The sequence below is a fragment of the Bradyrhizobium sp. SZCCHNRI3043 genome (assembly GCF_032377735.1).
In the GTDB taxonomy this organism is placed as follows: domain Bacteria; phylum Pseudomonadota; class Alphaproteobacteria; order Rhizobiales; family Xanthobacteraceae; genus Bradyrhizobium.
Window position 1 is genome coordinate 345,331 of the sequence record NZ_JAUHID010000004.1, and the last position, 18,026, is coordinate 363,356.

Here is an 18,026-nt window from a genome sequence, read left to right on the forward strand (position 1 = left end):
CCGGCGGTGTCAGGCGTTGCCGCGATCCTCCCGGAACAGGTCGAGCTTCTCCTGCACCGGGCGATCCGAGAACGAGAACAGCACGGCATCCTCGTCCGGCTCATGGCTGACCCATTGCCAGCTCGGAACGACGAACAGATCGCGCGGTCCCCATTCGAAGGTCTGGTCGCCGATGCGGCTGCGGCCCTTGCCTTCGATCGCGGTGAACACGGTCGCGTCGGTCGAGCGATAGCGCGCAGTCTTGAAGCCCTTCGGCAGCAGCTGGATGAAGGTGCCGATCGTCGGCATGGCGAAGTCGCCGGTCTCCGGATTGGAGAACTTCAGCTTCAGCCCGTGGCACGCATCCCATTCCTCGCTTCGCTTGGCGCTCTCCAGCGCCTCCCGCGTGTAGGAATAGGGATAGTTGAAGATCGGCGACGTCCGCGATCTGCGCTTGGCGTCGACCGGCAGCAGGTTGTGGCCATAGCGGGCGAAGCTGTCGCCTGAGGGGCGTGCGACCTTCTGCTGATCCTCCTGCGCGCCTTGCGCGAAGGAGGCGTCGAGGAACTGCACCAGGGGAATGTCGAGGCCATCGAGCCAGAACATCGGCTCGGAGGTCTCGTTGCCGTGATCGTGCCAGGTCATCGACGGCGTGATGATGAAGTCGCCCGGCTTCATCAGGGTGCGCTCGCCCTCGACGGTCGTGAAGGCTCCCTTGCCTTCCAGCACGAAGCGCAATGCGGACTGGCTGTGCCGATGGGCGGGTGCGACGTCGCCGGGGATCACCATCTGAATGCCGGCATAGAGCGAGGTGGTGATCTTGGACTGCCCACGCAGGCCCGGATTCTCCAGGATCAGCACGCGCCGCTCGGCCTCCTTCGCCGTGATCAGACGCCCGGCCTCGACCATGTAGTCGCGTATCGCCGCGAACTGCCAAAGATGCGGACGGCAGGCGCTCTTCGGCTCGGGCGTGATGAGATCGCTCATCACGGTCCACAGCGCCGTCATGTTTTCGCCGTCGATCTTCTTGTAGAACGCCTCGCGTTCCGGGGTCGAAACTGCGGCCATGCGCGCCTCCCGATCAGATGTCGTTATTGATTGACAGTATACTGTCAATCCCGCTACCGTCAATTGCGACCAGAGCTATCAATTCGGGAGGACTGCCATGATGAAGCTGCACGGCTATTTCCGCAGCAGCGCATCCTATCGCGTGAGGATCGCGCTCAATCTCAAGGGTCTCACGGCCGAGCATCTGCCGCATCATCTCCGCAAGGGCGAGCAGCGCGCGCCCGACTATCTCGCGCTCAACCCGCAGGGCTTCGTCCCGACCCTCGAGGACGACAGCGGCGCCGCGTTGATCCAGTCGCTTGCGATCATCGAATGGCTCGATGAGACCCATCCCGAGCCGCCGCTGCTGCCGAAGGATCCGTTGCGCCGCGCCCAGGTCCGTGCCTTCGCGCAGGTGCTCGCCTGCGACACCCATCCGGTGCAGAACCTGAAGGTGCTGGCGCGGCTGCGTGAGCTCGGCCTGCCCGAGGACAAGGTCACGGCTTGGGCCGGCTGGGCCAACCGCGAGGGGCTCGCTGCGTGCGAAGCGCTGATCAGGCATGAGCCTGGCCCATTCTGCTTCGGCGCGACGCCAACCTTGGCCGATCTCTGCCTGGTGCCGCAGCTTGGCAATGCACGCCGCTTCGGCGTCGATGTCGCAGCGTTCCCGCGCCTGCTGCAGGCCGAAGCCGCGGCGAAGGCGTTGCCGGCTTTCGCCGATGCTGCTCCGGAGCGTCAGCCCGATGCCGAGTAGGCCGCCCGACATCACGATGGACGCAGTCTACACCAAGCCGGGCTATCTGTTCCGGCGGATGCAGCAGATTGCGGTGTCGATCTTCGTCGAGGAGTGCCGGGAGTTCGACCTGACGCCGGTGCAATATGCAGCGCTGGTCGCGATCCAGACGCACCCGGGCATCGATGCCACCAGGTTGTCGGCGGTGATCGCCTTCGACCGTTCGACGCTCGGCAGCGTGATCGAGCGGCTGGAGAGCAAGGGTCATATCGAGCGCAGGCCGTCGGCCGAGGATAAGCGCGTCAAGCTGCTTTATCTGACCAGGACAGGTGGCGCGCTGCTCCGAGCAATCATGCCTGCGGTCGATCGCGCCCAGGCCCGCATGCTGGCGCCGCTGAAGGCCGCGGATCGCAAGATGCTGATGGCGTTGCTGGCGCAGCTCGTCGATCTCAACAACGAGGTCTCGCGGGTGCCGCTGCGTGCCGAGGATGCGCTTGAGCATCTCGGCAAGACCGGCTGATCGCGGAAGTCCGCGGTTGTCGGGCGGAAGGCATAGGCTCACAGCCGCATCACCGCCTGACGGTCGATCTTGCCGGTGCCCGTTTTCGGTAATTCGTCGATGAAGACGATCTCACGCGGATATTTGTAAGGCAGCAGCTTCGCCTTTACGTAGTCCTGCAGCGCCTTCGTCATTGCCGACGCGTCGTGCGATCGGCCATTGGTCACCACCACGGCCTTCAGGCTCATCCGCCGATCCGATAGCTCATGCGCGAACACGGCGCATTCCCTGATATCGGGATGCTCGGCGAGGCAGAGCTCGACCTCGAGCGGATAGACCCATTGGCCCGAGATCTTGACCAGGTCGTCGGCGCGGCCGCGGAAGAAATGGAAGTCGTCGGCATCGCGCACGAAACGGTCGCCGGTGTAGATCCAGCCGTCGTCGCGGATCGTCTCCGCGGTCTTGTCCGGACGGTTCCAGTAGAGCGGCGTGTTGGAGTCGCCGCGCACCCAGAGAATGCCCTCTTCGCCGGTGGCGACCTCGCGTCCTTCGCCGTCGCGCAGCGCGATCTCGTAGCCGGGAACGCGCAGTCCGGCGGCGCCGAGCTTCTTGCGGTCCTCGCGGTTCGAGAGATAGACGTGAAGAACCTCGGTCGAGCCGAGACCTTCGACGATCTCCAGGCCGGTCAGGCTCTTCCAGCCGTTGAAGACCTCGGCCGAGAGCACCTCGGCCGCGGAGACCGCGAGCCGCAATGACGAGAAGTCCGCCTCCTTCGCACCCTCAGCCTTGGTGAGCGCGGTGTAGAGCGTCGGCAGGCCGAAGAACACGGTCGGACGGAAGCGGCCGATCGCATCGAAGATGGCGGCGGGCTTCGGCTGGCCCGGCAGCAGCAGCGTCGTCGCTCCGGCCGAGAATGGAAAGGTGATCGCATTTCCGAAGCCGTAGGCGAAGAAGATCTTGGGCACCGAGAAGCAGACGTCGTCCGGCTTCAGCCGCAGCACGTTGCGGGCGAACGCCTGCTCGCTATAGGCCATGTCGTGCTGCAGATGGACGATGCCCTTGGGACGTCCGGTCGAGCCGGACGAATACATCCAGAACGCCATCTCATCGCGGTGCGTGTCGGCCTCTGGCAGCTGATCGGTGAAGCCTGGCAGCCACGCATCGACCGCGACCGTCGCTGCGACGGCGGTGGCCGGCACCGCGCCATTGACGACAACCAGCGTCTGCAGTGCGGTATCGGCACAAGCCTGCGCGTCGAATCGTGCCGCAAACTCAGCATCGGCGACCGCGACCTTGGCGCCGGAATCAGCGAGATAGAATTGCAGCAAATCCGGCGGCGTCAATGTGTTGATCAGCAGCGGCACGAAGCCGGCGCGTACCGCGCCGAAGAACGCAGCCGGATAGGCCGGCGTGTCGTCGAGGAACAGCAGGACACGGTCGCCGCGGCTGAGCCCGAGCGAGGTGAAACCGTTACCCCAGCGGCAGGCCTCGGCACACAGCTCGGCATAGCTGCGCTGACCGGCCGGGCCGATCAGCGCGGGCTTGTCCGCGTTGCCCTTTGCTAGATTGTCGAACAGCACGCGGCCGGCATTGTAGCGGGCGGGAATCGCGAAGCCGATCTCACGCGCGCCGGCGCTGTCGCGCGGAACGTGGTCGGCGATCTCTCGCGTCATACGCGTGCTCCCGTGTTCCGAGATGCCTCGTAGCGGGCCATGAACTGCGGGGCCATGGCTCGCAGCCGCGTGTCGTCGATGCGGCCGGACCGGGTGATATAGCTGTAGGCAAATTCCATCAGGCCGAGCGTCATGTGCGCCGAGAAGGACTCGTACCACTCGGCGCTGGTCCGGGCCGCCGCCACCAGCTTCTTCACGATCGGCTGCCGCTCGGCCTGATAGCGGGCGAGGCCGTCCGAGAGGCTGGTCTCCGCATCGAGCGCCTTGGCGAGCGCGATCGCATCCTCGATCGCCAGCCGCGTCCCGGAGCCGATCGAGAAGTGGGCGGTATGCAGCGCGTCGCCGATCAACACCATGTTCCGGTGCCACCAGTGCTCATTCCAGACCCAGGGAAAATTGCGCCATACCGATCGGTTGGAGACCAGCGCGTGGCCATCGAGCGTGGCGGCGAACACCTGCTCGCAGACGCGCCGGGATTCATCGACCGACATCTCGGCGAAGCCATAGGCGTGCCACGTGGCGCGATCGCATTCCACAAGGAACGTGCTCATGTCCGGCGCATAGCGATAATGGTGCGCGTTGAAGCTGCCGCGGTCGGTCGCGACGAAGGTCTGCGACAGCGTGGCAAAGGTCTTCGACGTGCCGTACCAGGCGAACTTGTTGCTGGAGTAGGAGACGGAGAAGCCGAAATCGCCTTCGAAGCTGCGGCGAACCAGCGAGTTCAGTCCGTCGGCAGCGACGATGAGGTCGTAGCCTGCGAGCTGATCCAGCGACTGGATGATCGTGCCGTAACGGGCCACGACGCCGACGCTTTCGGTGCGCGCCTGCAGCAGCTTCAAGAGTTCGAGCCGGCCGATCGCAGAGAAGCCGACGCCGTCGATCTCGACGTTCTCGCCACGCAGATTGAGCGTGATGTTGCGCCAGCTCTCCATGCACGGCGCGATCGCATCCACGGTGTCGGGATCGTCGGCACGCAGGAATTCGAGCGCCTGGTCGGAGAACACGACGCCAAAGCCCCAGGTCGCCCCGGCCGGGTTCTGCTCGAACAGATCGACCACGGCGGCGGGGTGCCGCTTCTTCCAGAGATAGGCGAAATACAGCCCGCCAGGGCCGCCGCCGAGCACGGCGATGCGCAAGGGCGTCCTCCACATTGACAGTATACTGTTTAGTTTGGATCGGAGACTAATCCCTCATTTCGATCGAGGCCAGGGAAATCTTATTGCTGAAGATCGAGCCGGCGGCCGCAGGTCACCCCGACGGGCTTCTGCCAAAGATCGCGTCGAGTGCGGCGATATAGGTGCTTTCGACCAGCTCCGGCACGTGCCGGCCGAGCGCCTCCATCTTCACGCCCGAATTGATTTCGAGCACCTGCCAGCGCCCATCGGCCAGCACGAGGTCGACCGATGCGTAGCGGATGCCGATGACGCGTGCCGCCGCGGTCGCGAGCGCGGCACAGAGGTCCCGCTGCGCGCCTGGTTCGAGCAGCTCGGGGTGAGCTCCGAACTCGAGATTGTGCCGCCAGCTCAGCGGGCGCTGCTCGCCGCGCGGCACGATCGCGCGCAAGGCCGACGCGTCGAATTCCCCATCGAGGCGCCGCAGGAGCTGTGCGTGCCCCGTGGCCGGAGTCGCCGCCAGCGCGAGATCGAGCAGCGGCTGCACGCCGTCGCCGGTCACGGTGGGGCGCTGCTTGCGGTAGACGATCATGGACGCGTCATCGAGCTGCACGACACGGACTTCGTCGACGATGTCCATGAGCGGTGCGATCGCAACGTTCGCGCCGGTCCCGAAGATGCGGTTCGCTGCGCGCAGCAGTTCATCCTTTCCCGTGACGCGGACCACCATCCGTCCAGAGGTACCCTCGTTGGGCTTGACCACCAGCCCGCGCGGATACGTTTCCAGCAGCGCCAGCGCGGCCTCGGCCGTCTGCCCGGGCTGGCCGCTAAGGGCAGGAGCAAGAAAGAACGCGTGTGGAACCGCGGCAATCCCGTCGGCTCTCAGCAGCGCCGAGGTCGCCGCTTTGTCACAGGCCAGTCTGTGCGCCACCGCACTGTTCAGGCCGAGATCATAGCCGAAGATCAGGTGACGCCGGTTGGCATCCTCGAGCACCAGCAGCCAGCCGTCCTCCCGCACGTCGAGCGCGATGCCTCGTTCGACGCAGTAGCGGGTGATGGCGGCGAGCTGGGTCTGCGGATGGTTAATCATTGCTCAAGGATTGGGCCAGGATGCGGAATTAAAGTGCTGGAAAATTGGAATCTCGGCAAGTAAATTACCCTTATCGTTTGTGTACGAACGAACGGCCGATCGAGGCGAATCTGGGCATCAGCCGGCATGCATTTGATCGTGATCAATGGTGCGTCCATGCGGGTTGATTATTCGCTGTTTTCACGTACATCAGGCGCCGAAATCGCTGGATCTATAGGGTTTTTGCGGTCCTGCCTCCGTCACGACTTGTTTCTTCCAACTTCAGCCCACGTGAAAAAACAAACGACATGAGCGCGTTCTATAAAGAGAAAGTTCTTTCCGTTCACCACTGGACGGACACCCTGTTCTCCTTCCGAGCCACCCGCGATGCGGGCTTCCGCTTCCAAAATGGTCAGTTCGCGATGATCGGCCTCGAGGTCGAGGGCCGCCCGCTGCTGCGTGCCTACAGCATGGCCAGCGCCAATCACGAGGAGGAACTCGAGTTCTTCAGCATCAAGGTGCAGGACGGCCCGCTGACCTCCCGGCTGCAGCAGATCAAGGAAGGCGACACCATCCTGGTCGGCCGCAAGGCGACCGGCACGCTGATCCCCGACAATTTGCTGCCCGGCAGCCGGCTGCTGCTGCTGTCGACCGGCACCGGCCTTGCCCCGTTCGCCAGCCTGATCAAGGACCCCGACGTCTACGAGCGGTTCGAGAGCATCGTGCTGGTCCATGGCTGCCGCCAGGTCGCCGAGCTCGCCTATGGCGAGAGCGTCGTCGCGAAGCTGCGCGAGGACGAGCTGTTCGGAGAGCTGCTCGACGGCAAGCTGCAGTATTATCCGACCGTCACCCGCGAGCCGTTCCGTAACCGCGGCCGCATCACCGACCTGATCTCGTCGCAGCAGCTGTTCAACGACATCGGCCAGCATGAGCTCGACATCGCCAAGGACCGCATCATGATGTGCGGCAGCCCGGCGATGCTGGAGGAGCTCAAGACCATGTTCGAGTCGCGAGGCTTCCTCGAAGGCAGCGGCAACCAGCCCGGACACTTCGTGATCGAGAAGGCCTTCGTCGAGCGCTGAGCCGCCGACCCTTCGTTTGCGACTTTTCTGAAAGAGCGCCTCGACGCAATCGGGGCGCTCTTTTCGTTGGCAATATCCTCCTTGCGCGCGTCCGAGCGGCCGTGCGATTTTCGGCGCCAAGACCGGGCCTTCAGACGTCCGGCGCGAAACAGGGAGGGGACTTGGATTGCCCGCGTGGCGGCCATCCCCGTGATGACAGAGGGGATGAGCATGGATTCCATCGTACGGCGACAGACGCTCGGTGATCTCCTGCGGCGGAGCGCGGCGCGGACACCGACCAAGACGGCCGTGATCTGCGGCGAGATCAGCTGGACCTACGCCGAGTTCAACGCCATCGTCGACCGCCTCGCGGCCGGCCTCGCCGCCCAGGGGGTCGCCAAGGGCGAGCGCGTCGCGATCCTCGCGCGCAACTCGCATGCCTTTGCCGCCCTGCGCTTCGCGCTGGCGCGGCTCGGCGCCGTGCTGGTGCCGATCAACTTCATGCTGAAGCCGGAGGAGGTCGCCTACATCCTCAAGCACGCCGGGGCGCGGCTGCTCGCGACCGACAGCGGCTTCGCCGGCGTGGCGCGCGCCGCCAAGGCACTGGTGCCGGCGGTCGAGCAGCTGATCTGGCTGCCGTCGGAGGGCGCGAGCGAACGGCAGGGCGACATGATCGATTTTGCCGAGCTTGCGGCTTCGACGGCGCAGGTGCCCGCGGTCGAGATTGCAGGCGGCGATGTGGCGCAGATCGTCTACACCTCGGGCACGGAGTCGCTGCCGAAGGGCGCGATGCTGACCCATGACGCCGTGATCTGGCAGTATGTCAGCTGCATCGTCGACGCCGGCATCGCGGCCGAGGACGTCACCTTGCACGCGCTGCCGCTGTATCATTGCGCCCAGCTCGACGTGTTCTTCGGACCGTCGATCTATGTCGGCGCCACCAACATCATCACGGCATTTCCGACGCCCGACAATCTGCTGCCGCTGATCGCCAAATATCGCATCACCTCGTTCTTCGCACCGCCGACGGTGTGGATCTCGATCCTGCGCTCGCCGCTGTTTGAGACCACGGATGTGTCGACCCTGCGCAAAGGCTATTACGGCGCGTCGATCATGCCGGTCGAGGTGCTGCGCGAGCTGGCGCAGCGGCTGCCGAAGGTCCGACTGTGGAATCTCTACGGCCAGACCGAGATTGCGCCGCTGGCGACGATGTTGGGACCCGATGATCAGCTGCGCAAGCCGGGCAGTTGCGGCCGCGCCGTGCTCAATGTCGAGACCCGCGTCGTCGATGACGACATGAACGACGTCGCGCCGGGCCAGGTCGGCGAGGTCGTGCACCGCTCGCCGCATCTGATGCTCGGCTACTTCCACGATGACGAGCGCACCGCCGCGGCCTTCCAGGGCGACTGGTTTCACTCCGGCGATCTCGCGACCATCGACGATGAAGGCTACATCACCATCGTCGATCGCAAGAAGGACATGATCAAGACTGGCGGCGAGAACGTCGCCAGCCGCGAGGTCGAGGAGGCGCTCTATTTGATCCCCGAAGTGTCCGAGGTCGCCGTCGTCGGCCTGCCGCATCCGCGCTGGGTCGAGGCCGTGGTGGCGATGGTCGTGGTCAAGTCCGGCTGCGAGCTGACCGAGGAGGCGGTGCTGAAGCAGGCCTCGAGCCGTCTCGCCACCTTCAAGACGCCGAAGCGGATCGTGTTCGTCGATGCGCTGCCCAAGAACCCCAGCGGCAAGCTGCTGAAGCGGCAGCTGCGCGAGGCGCATTCGGGGTTGTTCGCGCAGGGGTAAGCGGCTGCCGTCTTCGAACAGTGCATATCGGCGCCGGGAGTCTCGGAGGCCCGCCCGGCGCTGCGGCTCGATCTCGCAGCGCGGCAGTCGACAGAAGGCGGCTATCGATGATGTGATATCATCGATGGCCGATTGCGCGCGCTTGTGTAACGATTGCTTCGCGATACGCGTAGTATGGTGACACCAGACCTTCCACGAGCCGCTTCGAGGCCTCCCATGGATACGCTGCTGCTCCCGTTTTCGCCGCGCTTCATCGTGCTGACGATCTGCGCCACGGCGACCGCCCTGTTGCTGATCCTTGGTATCTACGACCGCAAAATCTTCGATCTCGTCCTCATCCCGCTCTTGATCTTCGGCGCGCTGACCTTGCTCGGCGTCCGCGATCTCATGCAGAAGAGCCACGCGGTGTTGCGCAACTACCCGATCGCGGCGCATCTGCGTTTCCTGCTCGAGGAGATGCGGCCGGAGATGCGGCAGTATTTCTTCGAGAGCGAGAAGGACGGCATGCCGTTCTCGCGCGACACCCGTGCGGTGGTCTATCAGCGCGCCAAGATGGTGCTCGACAAGCGCCCGTTCGGCACCCAGGAGGATGTCTACCGCGAGGGCTATGAATGGATGCACCATTCGATGTCGCCCAAGCCGCGTGCGGAGGAAAAATACCGCATCTCCATCGGCGGCCCCGATTGTGCAAAGCCCTATTCGGCCTCGGTGTTCAACATCTCGGCCATGAGTTTCGGGGCGCTGAGCCCGAATGCGGTGCGCGCGCTCAACGGTGGCGCCAAGCGCGGCGGCTTCGCGCACGACACCGGCGAGGGCGGCTTCAGCCCGTACCATGCCGAGATGGGCGGCGACATCATCTGGGAGATCGGCTCCGGCTATTTCGGCTGCCGCCGCCATGACGGCACGTTCGACGCCGACGCGTTCGCGCGGGTCGCAGCCACCGAGCAGATCAAGATGGTCGAGCTCAAGATCAGCCAGGGCGCCAAGCCTGGCCACGGCGGCGTGCTGCCGGCTGCCAAAGTGTCCGAGGAGATCTCTAAGATCCGCGGCGTCGCGATGGGCGAGGACTGCATCTCGCCGGCGGCGCACCGCGCGTTCTCGACGCCGATCGGCATGATGCAGTTCATCGGCGAGATGCGCCGGCTGTCGGGCGGCAAGCCCGCGGGCTTCAAGCTGTGCATCGGCCATCCCTGGGAATTCCTGGCGATCTGCAAGGCGATGCAGGAGACCGGCATCTATCCCGACTTCATCGTCGTCGACGGCAATGAAGGCGGCACCGGTGCGGCGCCGCTCGAGTTCATGGACCATCTGGGCATGCCGATGCGCGAGGGCGTCAACTTCGTGCATAACGCGCTGGTTGGGATGAACATCCGCGACCGGATCAAGATCGGCGCCGCCGGCAAGATCGCCACCGCCTTCGACATGGCCCGCGCAATGTCGATTGGGGCCGACTGGTGCAACTCGGCGCGCGGGTTCATGTTCGCGCTCGGCTGCATCCAGTCCTTGAGTTGCCACACCGACCGCTGCCCGACCGGCGTTGCGACGCAGGATCCGACGCGCGCCCGCGCGCTGGTCGTTCCGCACAAGATCGATCGCGTCTACAACTATCATCACGCGACCCTGCATGCGCTGGCCGAGCTGCTCGCTGCCGCCGGCCTGGAACATCCGCAGGACCTGCGTCCCATCCACTTCTCACAGCGGACGTCGACCACCGAGGTCTCCTCCTTCGCAAAACTCTATCCGGCGCTGCGGCCGGGTGAGCTGCTCGAGGGTACGCAGGACATCCGCTTCCGTGATGCCTGGGCGCTGGCGCGGCCTGATACGTTCGCGGCGGTGCAGTGAAGCGCCTCGCGCAATCTTTTTTGGGAACCTTCGGGCTCGAATTCCATCTAAGCCATGCGTGCTCAGTTGGGATGATCGACAATGCCTTGGACCATAGCGACCACAGTCTCTGCGGCGACGACCGCCGAGGATGACCTGATCCGACGGGCAAAAGCCCGCGACGAGGCGGCCATTCGGGCCATCCTGCAGGCCAACAACCGCCGCCTGTTCCGGATCGCCCGCGGCATCCTGCGCAACGACAGCGAGGCGGAGGACGTCGTGCAGGAAACCTATGTCCGCGCACTCACCCATCTGGACGAGTTTCGCGGCCAGTCCAGCCTGTCGACGTGGCTGGTTCGCATCGCGATGAACGAAGCGATGGGGCGGCTGCGCGGACAGCGACCGGCATTGCAACTGGATGCGGAGCGAGAGAATAAACCTGGGGCCGAGGTGATCCAATTTCCCGCCACGTCGAGCGATCCGGAGAAGTCTGTGGCACAGCGCCAGATCCAGGCCGTCGTCGAGCGGGCCATCGATGAACTGTCCGAGCCGTTTCGCCTCGTGTTCATCGCCCGCGTGATCGAGGAGATGAGCATCGACGAGACCGCGGACTTGCTGGGGTTGAAGCCCGAGACCGTCAAGACGCGCCTGCATCGCGCCCGCGGCATGTTGCGCGAGAACGTCGAAAAAGAGATCGGCCCCGTCCTTATGGACGCGTTTCCCTTCGCTGGCGCGCGTTGCGAGCGGCTGACGGATGCCGTGCTTGAGCGTCTGGCACGTCCGAGCTGAAGATTCTTGGGAACGTCGGCTCCCGTTTTTCATCCAATCCCTGTGCAGCCATTCATCCGCCGGCCACGAGGTCCGGCGGCACAGGAGATGAGAGCCATGTTCAAGCATATCGGCACGACGGTCGTCGTGCTCTGCCTCACGAGCAGTGTCGCGCTGTCGCAGGGCGCCAAGCTCAACGATCCGCAGATCGCCCATATCGCCTACACTGCGGGCGAAATCGACATCAAGGCGGCGAAGCAGGCGTTGGACAAGTCCAGCAGCAAGGAGGTCAAGGAGTTCGCCCAAGGCATGGTGCGCGACCACGAGGCGGTCAACAAACAGGCCCTCGCGCTCGTCAAGAAGCTGAAGGTCATGCCTGAGGACAACGACACCAGCCGCGCGCTGTCGAAGCAGGCGAGCGAGAAGCTCGACGAACTCGGCAAACTCAAGGGCGCCGCGTTCGACAAGGCCTACATCGCCAACGAGGTTGTCTACCACAAGACGGTGAATGGCGCGCTGGAAACGCAGCTCATTCCGTCGGCGAGCAATTCCGAGCTGAAGGAGCTGCTGCAGACCGGCCTCAAGCTGTTTCAGGGGCACGAGCAGCACGCCGAGCATGTCGCGGCGGATCTGAAGTAGGATCAGCCGATGCTGTCGGGACGTCTCGCCTTCCTGAGTGTGGTCGTGCTTGCCGCGGTGAGCGTTCCGGCGCGCGCGGCCACGATCCGGATTACGATAGATAAGCTCGCGTTTTCGCCGGCCGTGGTCTCGGCCAGGGTCGGCGACACCGTCGAATGGATCAACAAGGACGCGCTGGCTCATACGGCCACGGCGCGGGATGGCGCCTTCGATGTCACTTTGCCGCCGAGCAAGACGGTGAGCTCGGTCCTCAAGAAGGCGGGTACGCTCGACTACTACTGCCGCTTTCACCCGAACATGAAAGCGACCCTCACGATCGCGCCGTGACGCCGCAAGGCTCAATGCGGGTTCTCCAGGCTGAAGGTTTCGGACTGCTCGTCATAGGCGAACAGCTCGGCATAGCGGCCCCATGACACGATGGTGTGCAGCGTCTCGTCGGCATAGTGCTCGGACATGTAGTCCTCGAGCTCGATGCGGAAGCGCGCCGCTGGTGCTGCGTGCGCGGGGCGGTCGTCGAGCACGCGGCGGATCAGCCCCATCAGCGGCACGTTCTCCATCAAATGCTGCGCGAACAGCTTCTTGCGTTCGTCGGTATCGAGATGGGCGAACCGCCGTCCGGCCTCGGTCAAGGTCAGATCGCCTTCGCTGAGCTGGGCGAAGCGCAAGAGCTGCAGCGCCTCGGCCAACGGAAAGATCTCGTCGACCTCGAGCTGCAGATGGCCCGCCAGCACGGGCAAGTCGGCATGCCCATTATAGGGTTCGCCGGCAAGCGTCTCGACCAGGCCGGAGATCGAGTTCGAGGACACGTGGCTCAGCACCATGCCGACGCCGGCGCTCGCGGTGCTCGGCAGCTTCGGCTCGGGCCGCTGCGTCATGCGCGCGTAGAGGCTGTCGACCAATTGGCGGAACGCCGCATCGAGCCGGTTGCGCGGATGCGGCAGGTCGACCTTGAACTCGGCGGCGACGCGGCCGGGATTGGAGGAGAACACCAGGATGCGGTCGCACATCAGCACCGCCTCCTCGATGTTGTGCGTCACCATCAGCACCGATTTGATCGGCAGCCGGCCGTCGGTCCAGAGATCGATGAGGTCGGTACGGAGTGTTTCGGCGGTCAGCACGTCCAGCGCCGAGAACGGCTCGTCCATCAGCAGGAGGTCGGGATGCACCACCAGCGCGCGGGCGAAGCCGACGCGCTGGCGCATGCCGCCCGACAGCTCCTTGGGAAAAGCGGATTCGAAGCCGTCGAGGCCGATCAGATCGATCGCCGCGAGCGCGCGCTTGCGCCGCTCAGCGGCCTCGATGCCGAGCGCCTCCAGGCCGAGCTCGACGTTCTGCAGCACGGTGAGCCAGGGAAACAGCGCGAACGACTGAAACACCATGGCGACGCCGCGCGGGGGGCCGGCGATGATCTCGCCGCGGCAGCGCGCTTCGCCGGAGGAGGGCGACACCAGGCCGGCGATGATCCGCAGCAAGGTCGATTTGCCGGAGCCGGAGCGTCCGAGCAGGCCGACGATCTCGCCGGCGCGGATCGTGAGGTCGACCTTCTCGAGCACCACGAGATCCTCGCCGCTGCCCTTCGGAAACAGCCGGCTCACGCTCTTGATCTCGATCAGCGATGTGTCTTTGACCTGGTCGCGCATGACAAATTCTCCCGGTCAGCCGAGCCGCAGCCGGCGTTCGCCGAAGGCGTAGAGCGGCCGCCACAGCAGCCGGTTGAACAGAGTGACGAGAATGCACATCACGGCAATGCCGAGCACGACGCGGGGGAAGTCACCACGCTCCGTGGCCGCGGCGATGTAGGCGCCGAGGCCGCTCGCGGTGAGATGGGTATCGCCCCAACTCGCGACCTCGGCGACAATCGCCGCGTTCCACGAGCCGCCGGAGGCGGTGATGGCGCCGGTGATGTAGTAGGGGAAGACGCCGGGCAGCACGACCTTGAACCACCAGCGCCAGCCGGTCAGCTGCAGGCTCGCGGCGGCCTCGCGCAGGTCGGTCGGGAAGGCGCTGGCGCCGGCGATGACGTTGAACAGGATGTACCACTGCGTGCCCAGGATCATCAGCGGGCTCAGCCAGACATTGGCGTCGAGGCCGTAGCGCACGATCAGCACGACGAACACCGGGAAGGCGAGGTTGGCCGGGAATGCGGCGAGGAATTGCGCCAGCGGCTGGATGCGTTCGGCGAGCTTCGGCCGCAGCCCGATCCAGACGCCGACGGGGACCCAGATCAGCGACGCCAGCGCGATCAGCACCACCACCCGCACCAGCGTGATCAGGCCGTAGCCGATCGCAGAGAGGATATCGCCGAGCGCCAGCGTTGCCGAGAGGTAGAGATAGGTCTTCCAACCGGCATAGGCGCAGCCGAGGATGACGACGGCGAGCCAGAGGCCGTCGACGAGCTGCGACGGCGGCGCGTGGCGGACGGGGCCGCTCCAGGCGCGGGGCCAGTTGAGGCGCAGGTTCGAGAAGGTGCGGTTGACCGCTGCGAACGGGACCGACAGCGAGCGCAGCGCGCGGGTGCGCCGGAACAGATCGAGCATCCAGGAGGTCGGCGGATTGCCGGAGGCGGTCTGCTCGAAGCGGAACTTGTCGGCCCAGGCCACGATCGGACGGAATAGCAGCTGGTCATAGGCGGTGATCACCAGCAGCATCGTCAGCAGCGCGGCGGCAATTGCCGTGAGATCCTTCTGCTGGATTGCGAGTGCGACGTAGGAGCCGATGCCTGGCAGGGTGACCGTGGTGTTGCCGACGGTGATCGCCTCCGACGCCACGACGAAGAACCAGCCGCCGGACATCGACATCATCGCATTCCAGATCAGGCCGGGCATCGCGAAGGGCACGTCGAGCCGCCAGAAGCGCTGCCAGCCGGAGAGGTGGAAGCTGCGCGTCGCGTCCTCCAGATCCTTCGGCACGTTGCGCATCGACTGGTACATGCTGAAGGTCATGTTCCAGGCCTGGCTGGTGAAGATCGCGAACACGCAGGCGAGCTCGGCACCGAGCACCTTGCCGGGGAACAGGTTCATGAAGAACACGACGGTGAACGTCAGGAAGCCCAGGATCGGCACCGACTGCAGGATGTCGAGCAGCGGGATCAGCACGATCTCGGCGCGCCGGCTCTTGGCCGCCAGCGCGGCGTAGACGAAGGTGAACACCAGCGAGCAGGTGATTGCGAGCAGCATGCGCAAGGTGGTGCGCAGCGCGTAGAGCGGCAGGTTGGCCGGATCGAGCGAGACCGGGACCACGTCCAGCGCCGACAGCGGCTGCGTGGTCTGCTCGCCGCCATAGACGATCAGCACCATTGCGCCGACCACGATGATCAGTGCGACCACGTCCCAGACGTTGGGGCGCACGGCGTCGCGGAGCACGGTTGTCCGGAGGTCCTGAAGCATCATCCGCGTGTCTCGTCTCGTCGTCCGCAGCCGACGGCTCCGGACGTCTCCTTGTCATGGCGCTGAGGGCTGGTTCGCGCCGGCGGGGCTGCCGGCCAAATCCGCACCCTAAGTGCCCTCTGTGATGGTTTGATTTCAAGCGGCGTCTGCCGGGATCCGGCCCCGTGGTCCGGCCTATCAAAGGATACGCAGGCCGCGTCTTCACGTTCCCGCGACATCGGATGTCCGGGGTGTGCTGGTCCGTCGGCCCTCGTTGAGCGTGAGGGCGCAGGGAAGGCCGGACCTCGACTGAGGCCCGTGGCCCGCCTGCGGAAAAAGTGCAGGCGGCAGGTACCAAGGTTCAGCCGGAACGACCCGGCCCTCCCTGCGCGATCGGTTTTAACGGCTTATACTTGCTCTCCTCGGTGCACCGGCTTTCTGGCCACCGTGGCGACGCGCGCATCACGCGCGCTGCCGCGGACCTCAGCGTCGGGAGGTCAGGACCACACGATTTCGCCGTCCGCGACGACAGCGCTCGTCCAGCGCCGCCGTCACGTCCATCGCATTGCCGGTCCAACGTTCGTGACGACGCGCGTACGCCCCTCATCAGGACCGGAATGGGAGGAGCATAGGACAGGAATTATGATTTTCGGAAGCTGTTTATTTTTCGCAGGGCTCTTGAAGTGGGTCTTCATATTGAGGGCGCGGGGGAAATGAGTGTTTTGGCGCAGGCGACATGCGTGGCGCATCGGCCGTCCGCCGGCGTGTTGGAGATCGGCACTCCGCCCGACGGGCGAATCGGGGATTGCAAAAGTTGTTTGTGGCACGCAGGCGCGGCGCGATCGGTCAGCGCCTCCCCCCGCGTGCGGGGGAGGTCGCATCGCATCGTCAGATGCGATGCGGGTGGGGGATTGCTCCGGAAAGACTGCCGCTGTGGCACCCCCACCCCAGCCCTCCCCCGCAAGCGGGAGAGGGGGCGCACCGCCGGTGCCGCGCCTGCGCGGGTCTCTCGATGATGCGGGCCGAGATACGCATCATGAAACGCCCTGGCGCAATTGAGCGAGCGCTACCCCACGTTCGGCTCGCCGCCCTCGGGGGCGAGCCTGGTCGCCAGGATCTTGTCGATACGGCGGCCGTCGAGGTCGATGATCTCGAAACGCCAGCCTTGCAGCTCGAAGCTCTGGCCGACCTCGGGCACGCTGCCGAAGTGCTGCAGCACGAGGCCGGCGACGGTGTGATAGCCGCGATGCGGCGGCACCTCGATCGCCAGCACGTCGGCGAACTCGTCGAGTTGCATCCAGCCGGAGACGAGCAGCGATCCGTCGTCGCGGCGGAGGCAGGCCGGCTCCGGCGGACCTTCCTCGGAGGAGAACGCGCCGACGATCGACTCCAGAATATCCGCCGCGGTCACGACGCCTTCGAACGCGCCGTATTCGTCGTGGACGAGCCCCATATGCACGGGCGCCACCTTGAGAATCGCGATCACGTCGCGCGCATCGACGGTGGAGGGAATGATCGGCACCTCGCGCACCAGGCTGCGCAGGTCCGGCGTCTCGTCGCGCAGATAGGCCGCCAGCAGGTCCTTGGCCTGGAGCACGCCGATCGGACGGTCGCGCTCGCCGTCCGACACCGGCAGGCGCGAATGCGGGCTCTTGGCGAGCAGCTCGCGAATGGTCTTGGGATCGTCGTTGAGGTCGACGACGTCGACCTCGGGGCGCGGCGTCATGATGGCGCCGACCGGGCGGTCGCCGAGCCGCATCACGCCGGCGATCATCTCCTTCTCGCCGGGCTCGAGCACGCCTGCGGTCTCGGCCTCGCGCACCAGATGGTGGATCTCCGCCTCCGACACCTTCTCCTCGGCCTCGCCGGAGCGGCCGAGCAGCGTCAGGATCAACTTGCCGGAGAGATCGAGCAGCACCACGAGCGGCAGCGACACCTTGGCGAGCACCTGCATGGCCGGCGCGACGCGGACCGCCACGGCCTCGGGGTCGCGCAGCGCCAGCTGCTTCGGCACCAGCTCGCCGACGATCAGGGTCGCATAGGTGATGGTGGTGACGACCAGGCCGACGCCGATGATGTCGGCAACGGAGGCGGACAGGCCGAGCTCCAGCAGCCACTGCGTCAGGCGCTGGCCGAGCGTGGCGCCCGAGAATGCGCCAGAGAGCACGCCGACCAGGGTGATGCCGATCTGCACCGTCGACAGGAACCTCCCCGGATCGGACGCCAGCGCCAGCGCCCGACGGGCGCCGGCGATGCCCTTTTCGGCCAGCATGGCGAGGCGTGCCGGCCGCGACGAGACGATCGCGAGTTCGGACATCGACAACAGCCCGTTGACGACGATGAGGACGACGATGATGGCGAGTTCGACGGAGAGCATTTCGACCTGGTCTGGCGCCCGGAGGGGGCGGGATGGGGACAGGTCCTAGCATATGGGGGTGGCAAGCGCCCAATGCCGCGTTGCGG

Annotated in this window: 15 protein-coding genes; 8 read left to right on the forward strand and 7 right to left on the reverse strand. The window is 65.5% G+C overall.

Translation table 11 applies throughout. The annotated features are described in order from the left end of the window. Positions 1-9: 9 nt before the first annotated feature. On the reverse strand, positions 10-1,047 hold the full coding sequence (gtdA, locus tag QX124_RS12620; protein WP_315783230.1) for a gentisate 1,2-dioxygenase: 1,038 nt from the start codon (positions 1,045-1,047) through the stop codon (positions 10-12). A 100-nt stretch (positions 1,048-1,147) separates the two neighbouring features. Between gtdA and maiA the strand changes: the two genes are divergently transcribed. Beyond that, on the forward strand, positions 1,148-1,780 hold the full coding sequence (gene maiA / locus QX124_RS12625) for a maleylacetoacetate isomerase (protein WP_315735728.1): 633 nt from the start codon (positions 1,148-1,150) through the stop codon (positions 1,778-1,780). Beyond that, entirely contained in the window at positions 1,770-2,279 is a 510-nt protein-coding gene (locus QX124_RS12630) for a MarR family transcriptional regulator (RefSeq protein WP_315735076.1), read from the forward strand. Before maiA ends, QX124_RS12630 begins: the two co-directional genes overlap by 11 nt. A gap of 38 nt (positions 2,280-2,317) precedes the next feature. Here the strand turns inward: QX124_RS12630 and QX124_RS12635 are convergent, their stop codons facing one another. From QX124_RS12635 to QX124_RS12645, 3 genes are all read right to left on the reverse strand, one after another. Further along, entirely contained in the window at positions 2,318-3,931 is a 1,614-nt protein-coding gene (locus QX124_RS12635; RefSeq protein WP_315797321.1) for a benzoate-CoA ligase family protein, read from the reverse strand. Then, positions 3,928-5,067 carry an FAD-dependent monooxygenase gene (locus QX124_RS12640; RefSeq protein WP_315797322.1) on the reverse strand — a complete coding sequence of 380 codons (1,140 nt, stop codon included), beginning with the start codon at positions 5,065-5,067 and terminating at the stop codon, positions 3,928-3,930. Before QX124_RS12640 ends, QX124_RS12635 begins: the two co-directional genes overlap by 4 nt. Before the next feature lie 112 nt (positions 5,068-5,179). Beyond that, positions 5,180-6,133: a RimK-like protein gene (locus QX124_RS12645; protein ID WP_315797323.1), complete on the reverse strand. Its 954-nt coding sequence runs from the start codon at positions 6,131-6,133 to the stop codon at positions 5,180-5,182. Between the two features lie 287 nt (positions 6,134-6,420). Here QX124_RS12645 and QX124_RS12650 point away from each other — a divergent pair, with 287 nt between their 5' ends. The 6 genes from QX124_RS12650 to QX124_RS12675 all read left to right on the forward strand — a co-directional run bounded on the left by QX124_RS12650 (position 6,421) and on the right by QX124_RS12675 (position 12,525). Continuing rightward, positions 6,421-7,194, forward strand: a complete 774-nt coding sequence (locus tag QX124_RS12650) for a ferredoxin--NADP reductase (protein WP_315797324.1) — start codon at positions 6,421-6,423, stop codon at positions 7,192-7,194. Between the two features lie 210 nt (positions 7,195-7,404). Next, on the forward strand, positions 7,405-8,970 hold the full coding sequence (locus QX124_RS12655; protein WP_315797325.1) for an acyl-CoA synthetase: 1,566 nt from the start codon (positions 7,405-7,407) through the stop codon (positions 8,968-8,970). 216 nt (positions 8,971-9,186) lie between these two features. Beyond that, positions 9,187-10,812, forward strand: a complete 1,626-nt coding sequence (locus QX124_RS12660; protein WP_315783220.1) for an FMN-binding glutamate synthase family protein — start codon at positions 9,187-9,189, stop codon at positions 10,810-10,812. 81 nt (positions 10,813-10,893) lie between these two features. After that, complete coding sequence (locus QX124_RS12665; RefSeq protein ID WP_315735060.1) at positions 10,894-11,580, forward strand: RNA polymerase sigma factor; 687 nt, start codon at positions 10,894-10,896, stop codon at positions 11,578-11,580. Positions 11,581-11,676: 96 nt separating this feature from the next. After that, positions 11,677-12,198: a DUF4142 domain-containing protein gene (locus QX124_RS12670; protein WP_315797326.1), complete on the forward strand. Its 522-nt coding sequence runs from the start codon at positions 11,677-11,679 to the stop codon at positions 12,196-12,198. A 9-nt stretch (positions 12,199-12,207) separates the two neighbouring features. Beyond that, entirely contained in the window at positions 12,208-12,525 is a 318-nt protein-coding gene (locus QX124_RS12675; protein WP_315783214.1) for a cupredoxin family copper-binding protein, read from the forward strand. Positions 12,526-12,536: 11 nt separating this feature from the next. On the opposite strand, the gene QX124_RS12680 is transcribed toward QX124_RS12675, so the two are convergent. The 3 genes from QX124_RS12680 to QX124_RS12690 all read right to left on the reverse strand — a co-directional run bounded on the left by QX124_RS12680 (position 12,537) and on the right by QX124_RS12690 (position 17,940). After that, entirely contained in the window at positions 12,537-13,838 is a 1,302-nt protein-coding gene (locus QX124_RS12680) for a nitrate/sulfonate/bicarbonate ABC transporter ATP-binding protein (protein WP_315775643.1), read from the reverse strand. A gap of 15 nt (positions 13,839-13,853) precedes the next feature. After that, positions 13,854-15,587, reverse strand: coding sequence for an ABC transporter permease subunit (locus tag QX124_RS12685; RefSeq protein ID WP_315797327.1), 1,734 nt, complete (start codon positions 15,585-15,587; stop codon positions 13,854-13,856). Positions 15,588-16,629: 1,042 nt separating this feature from the next. After that, entirely contained in the window at positions 16,630-17,940 is a 1,311-nt protein-coding gene (locus QX124_RS12690) for a hemolysin family protein (RefSeq protein WP_315797328.1), read from the reverse strand. Positions 17,941-18,026 lie beyond the last annotated feature (86 nt).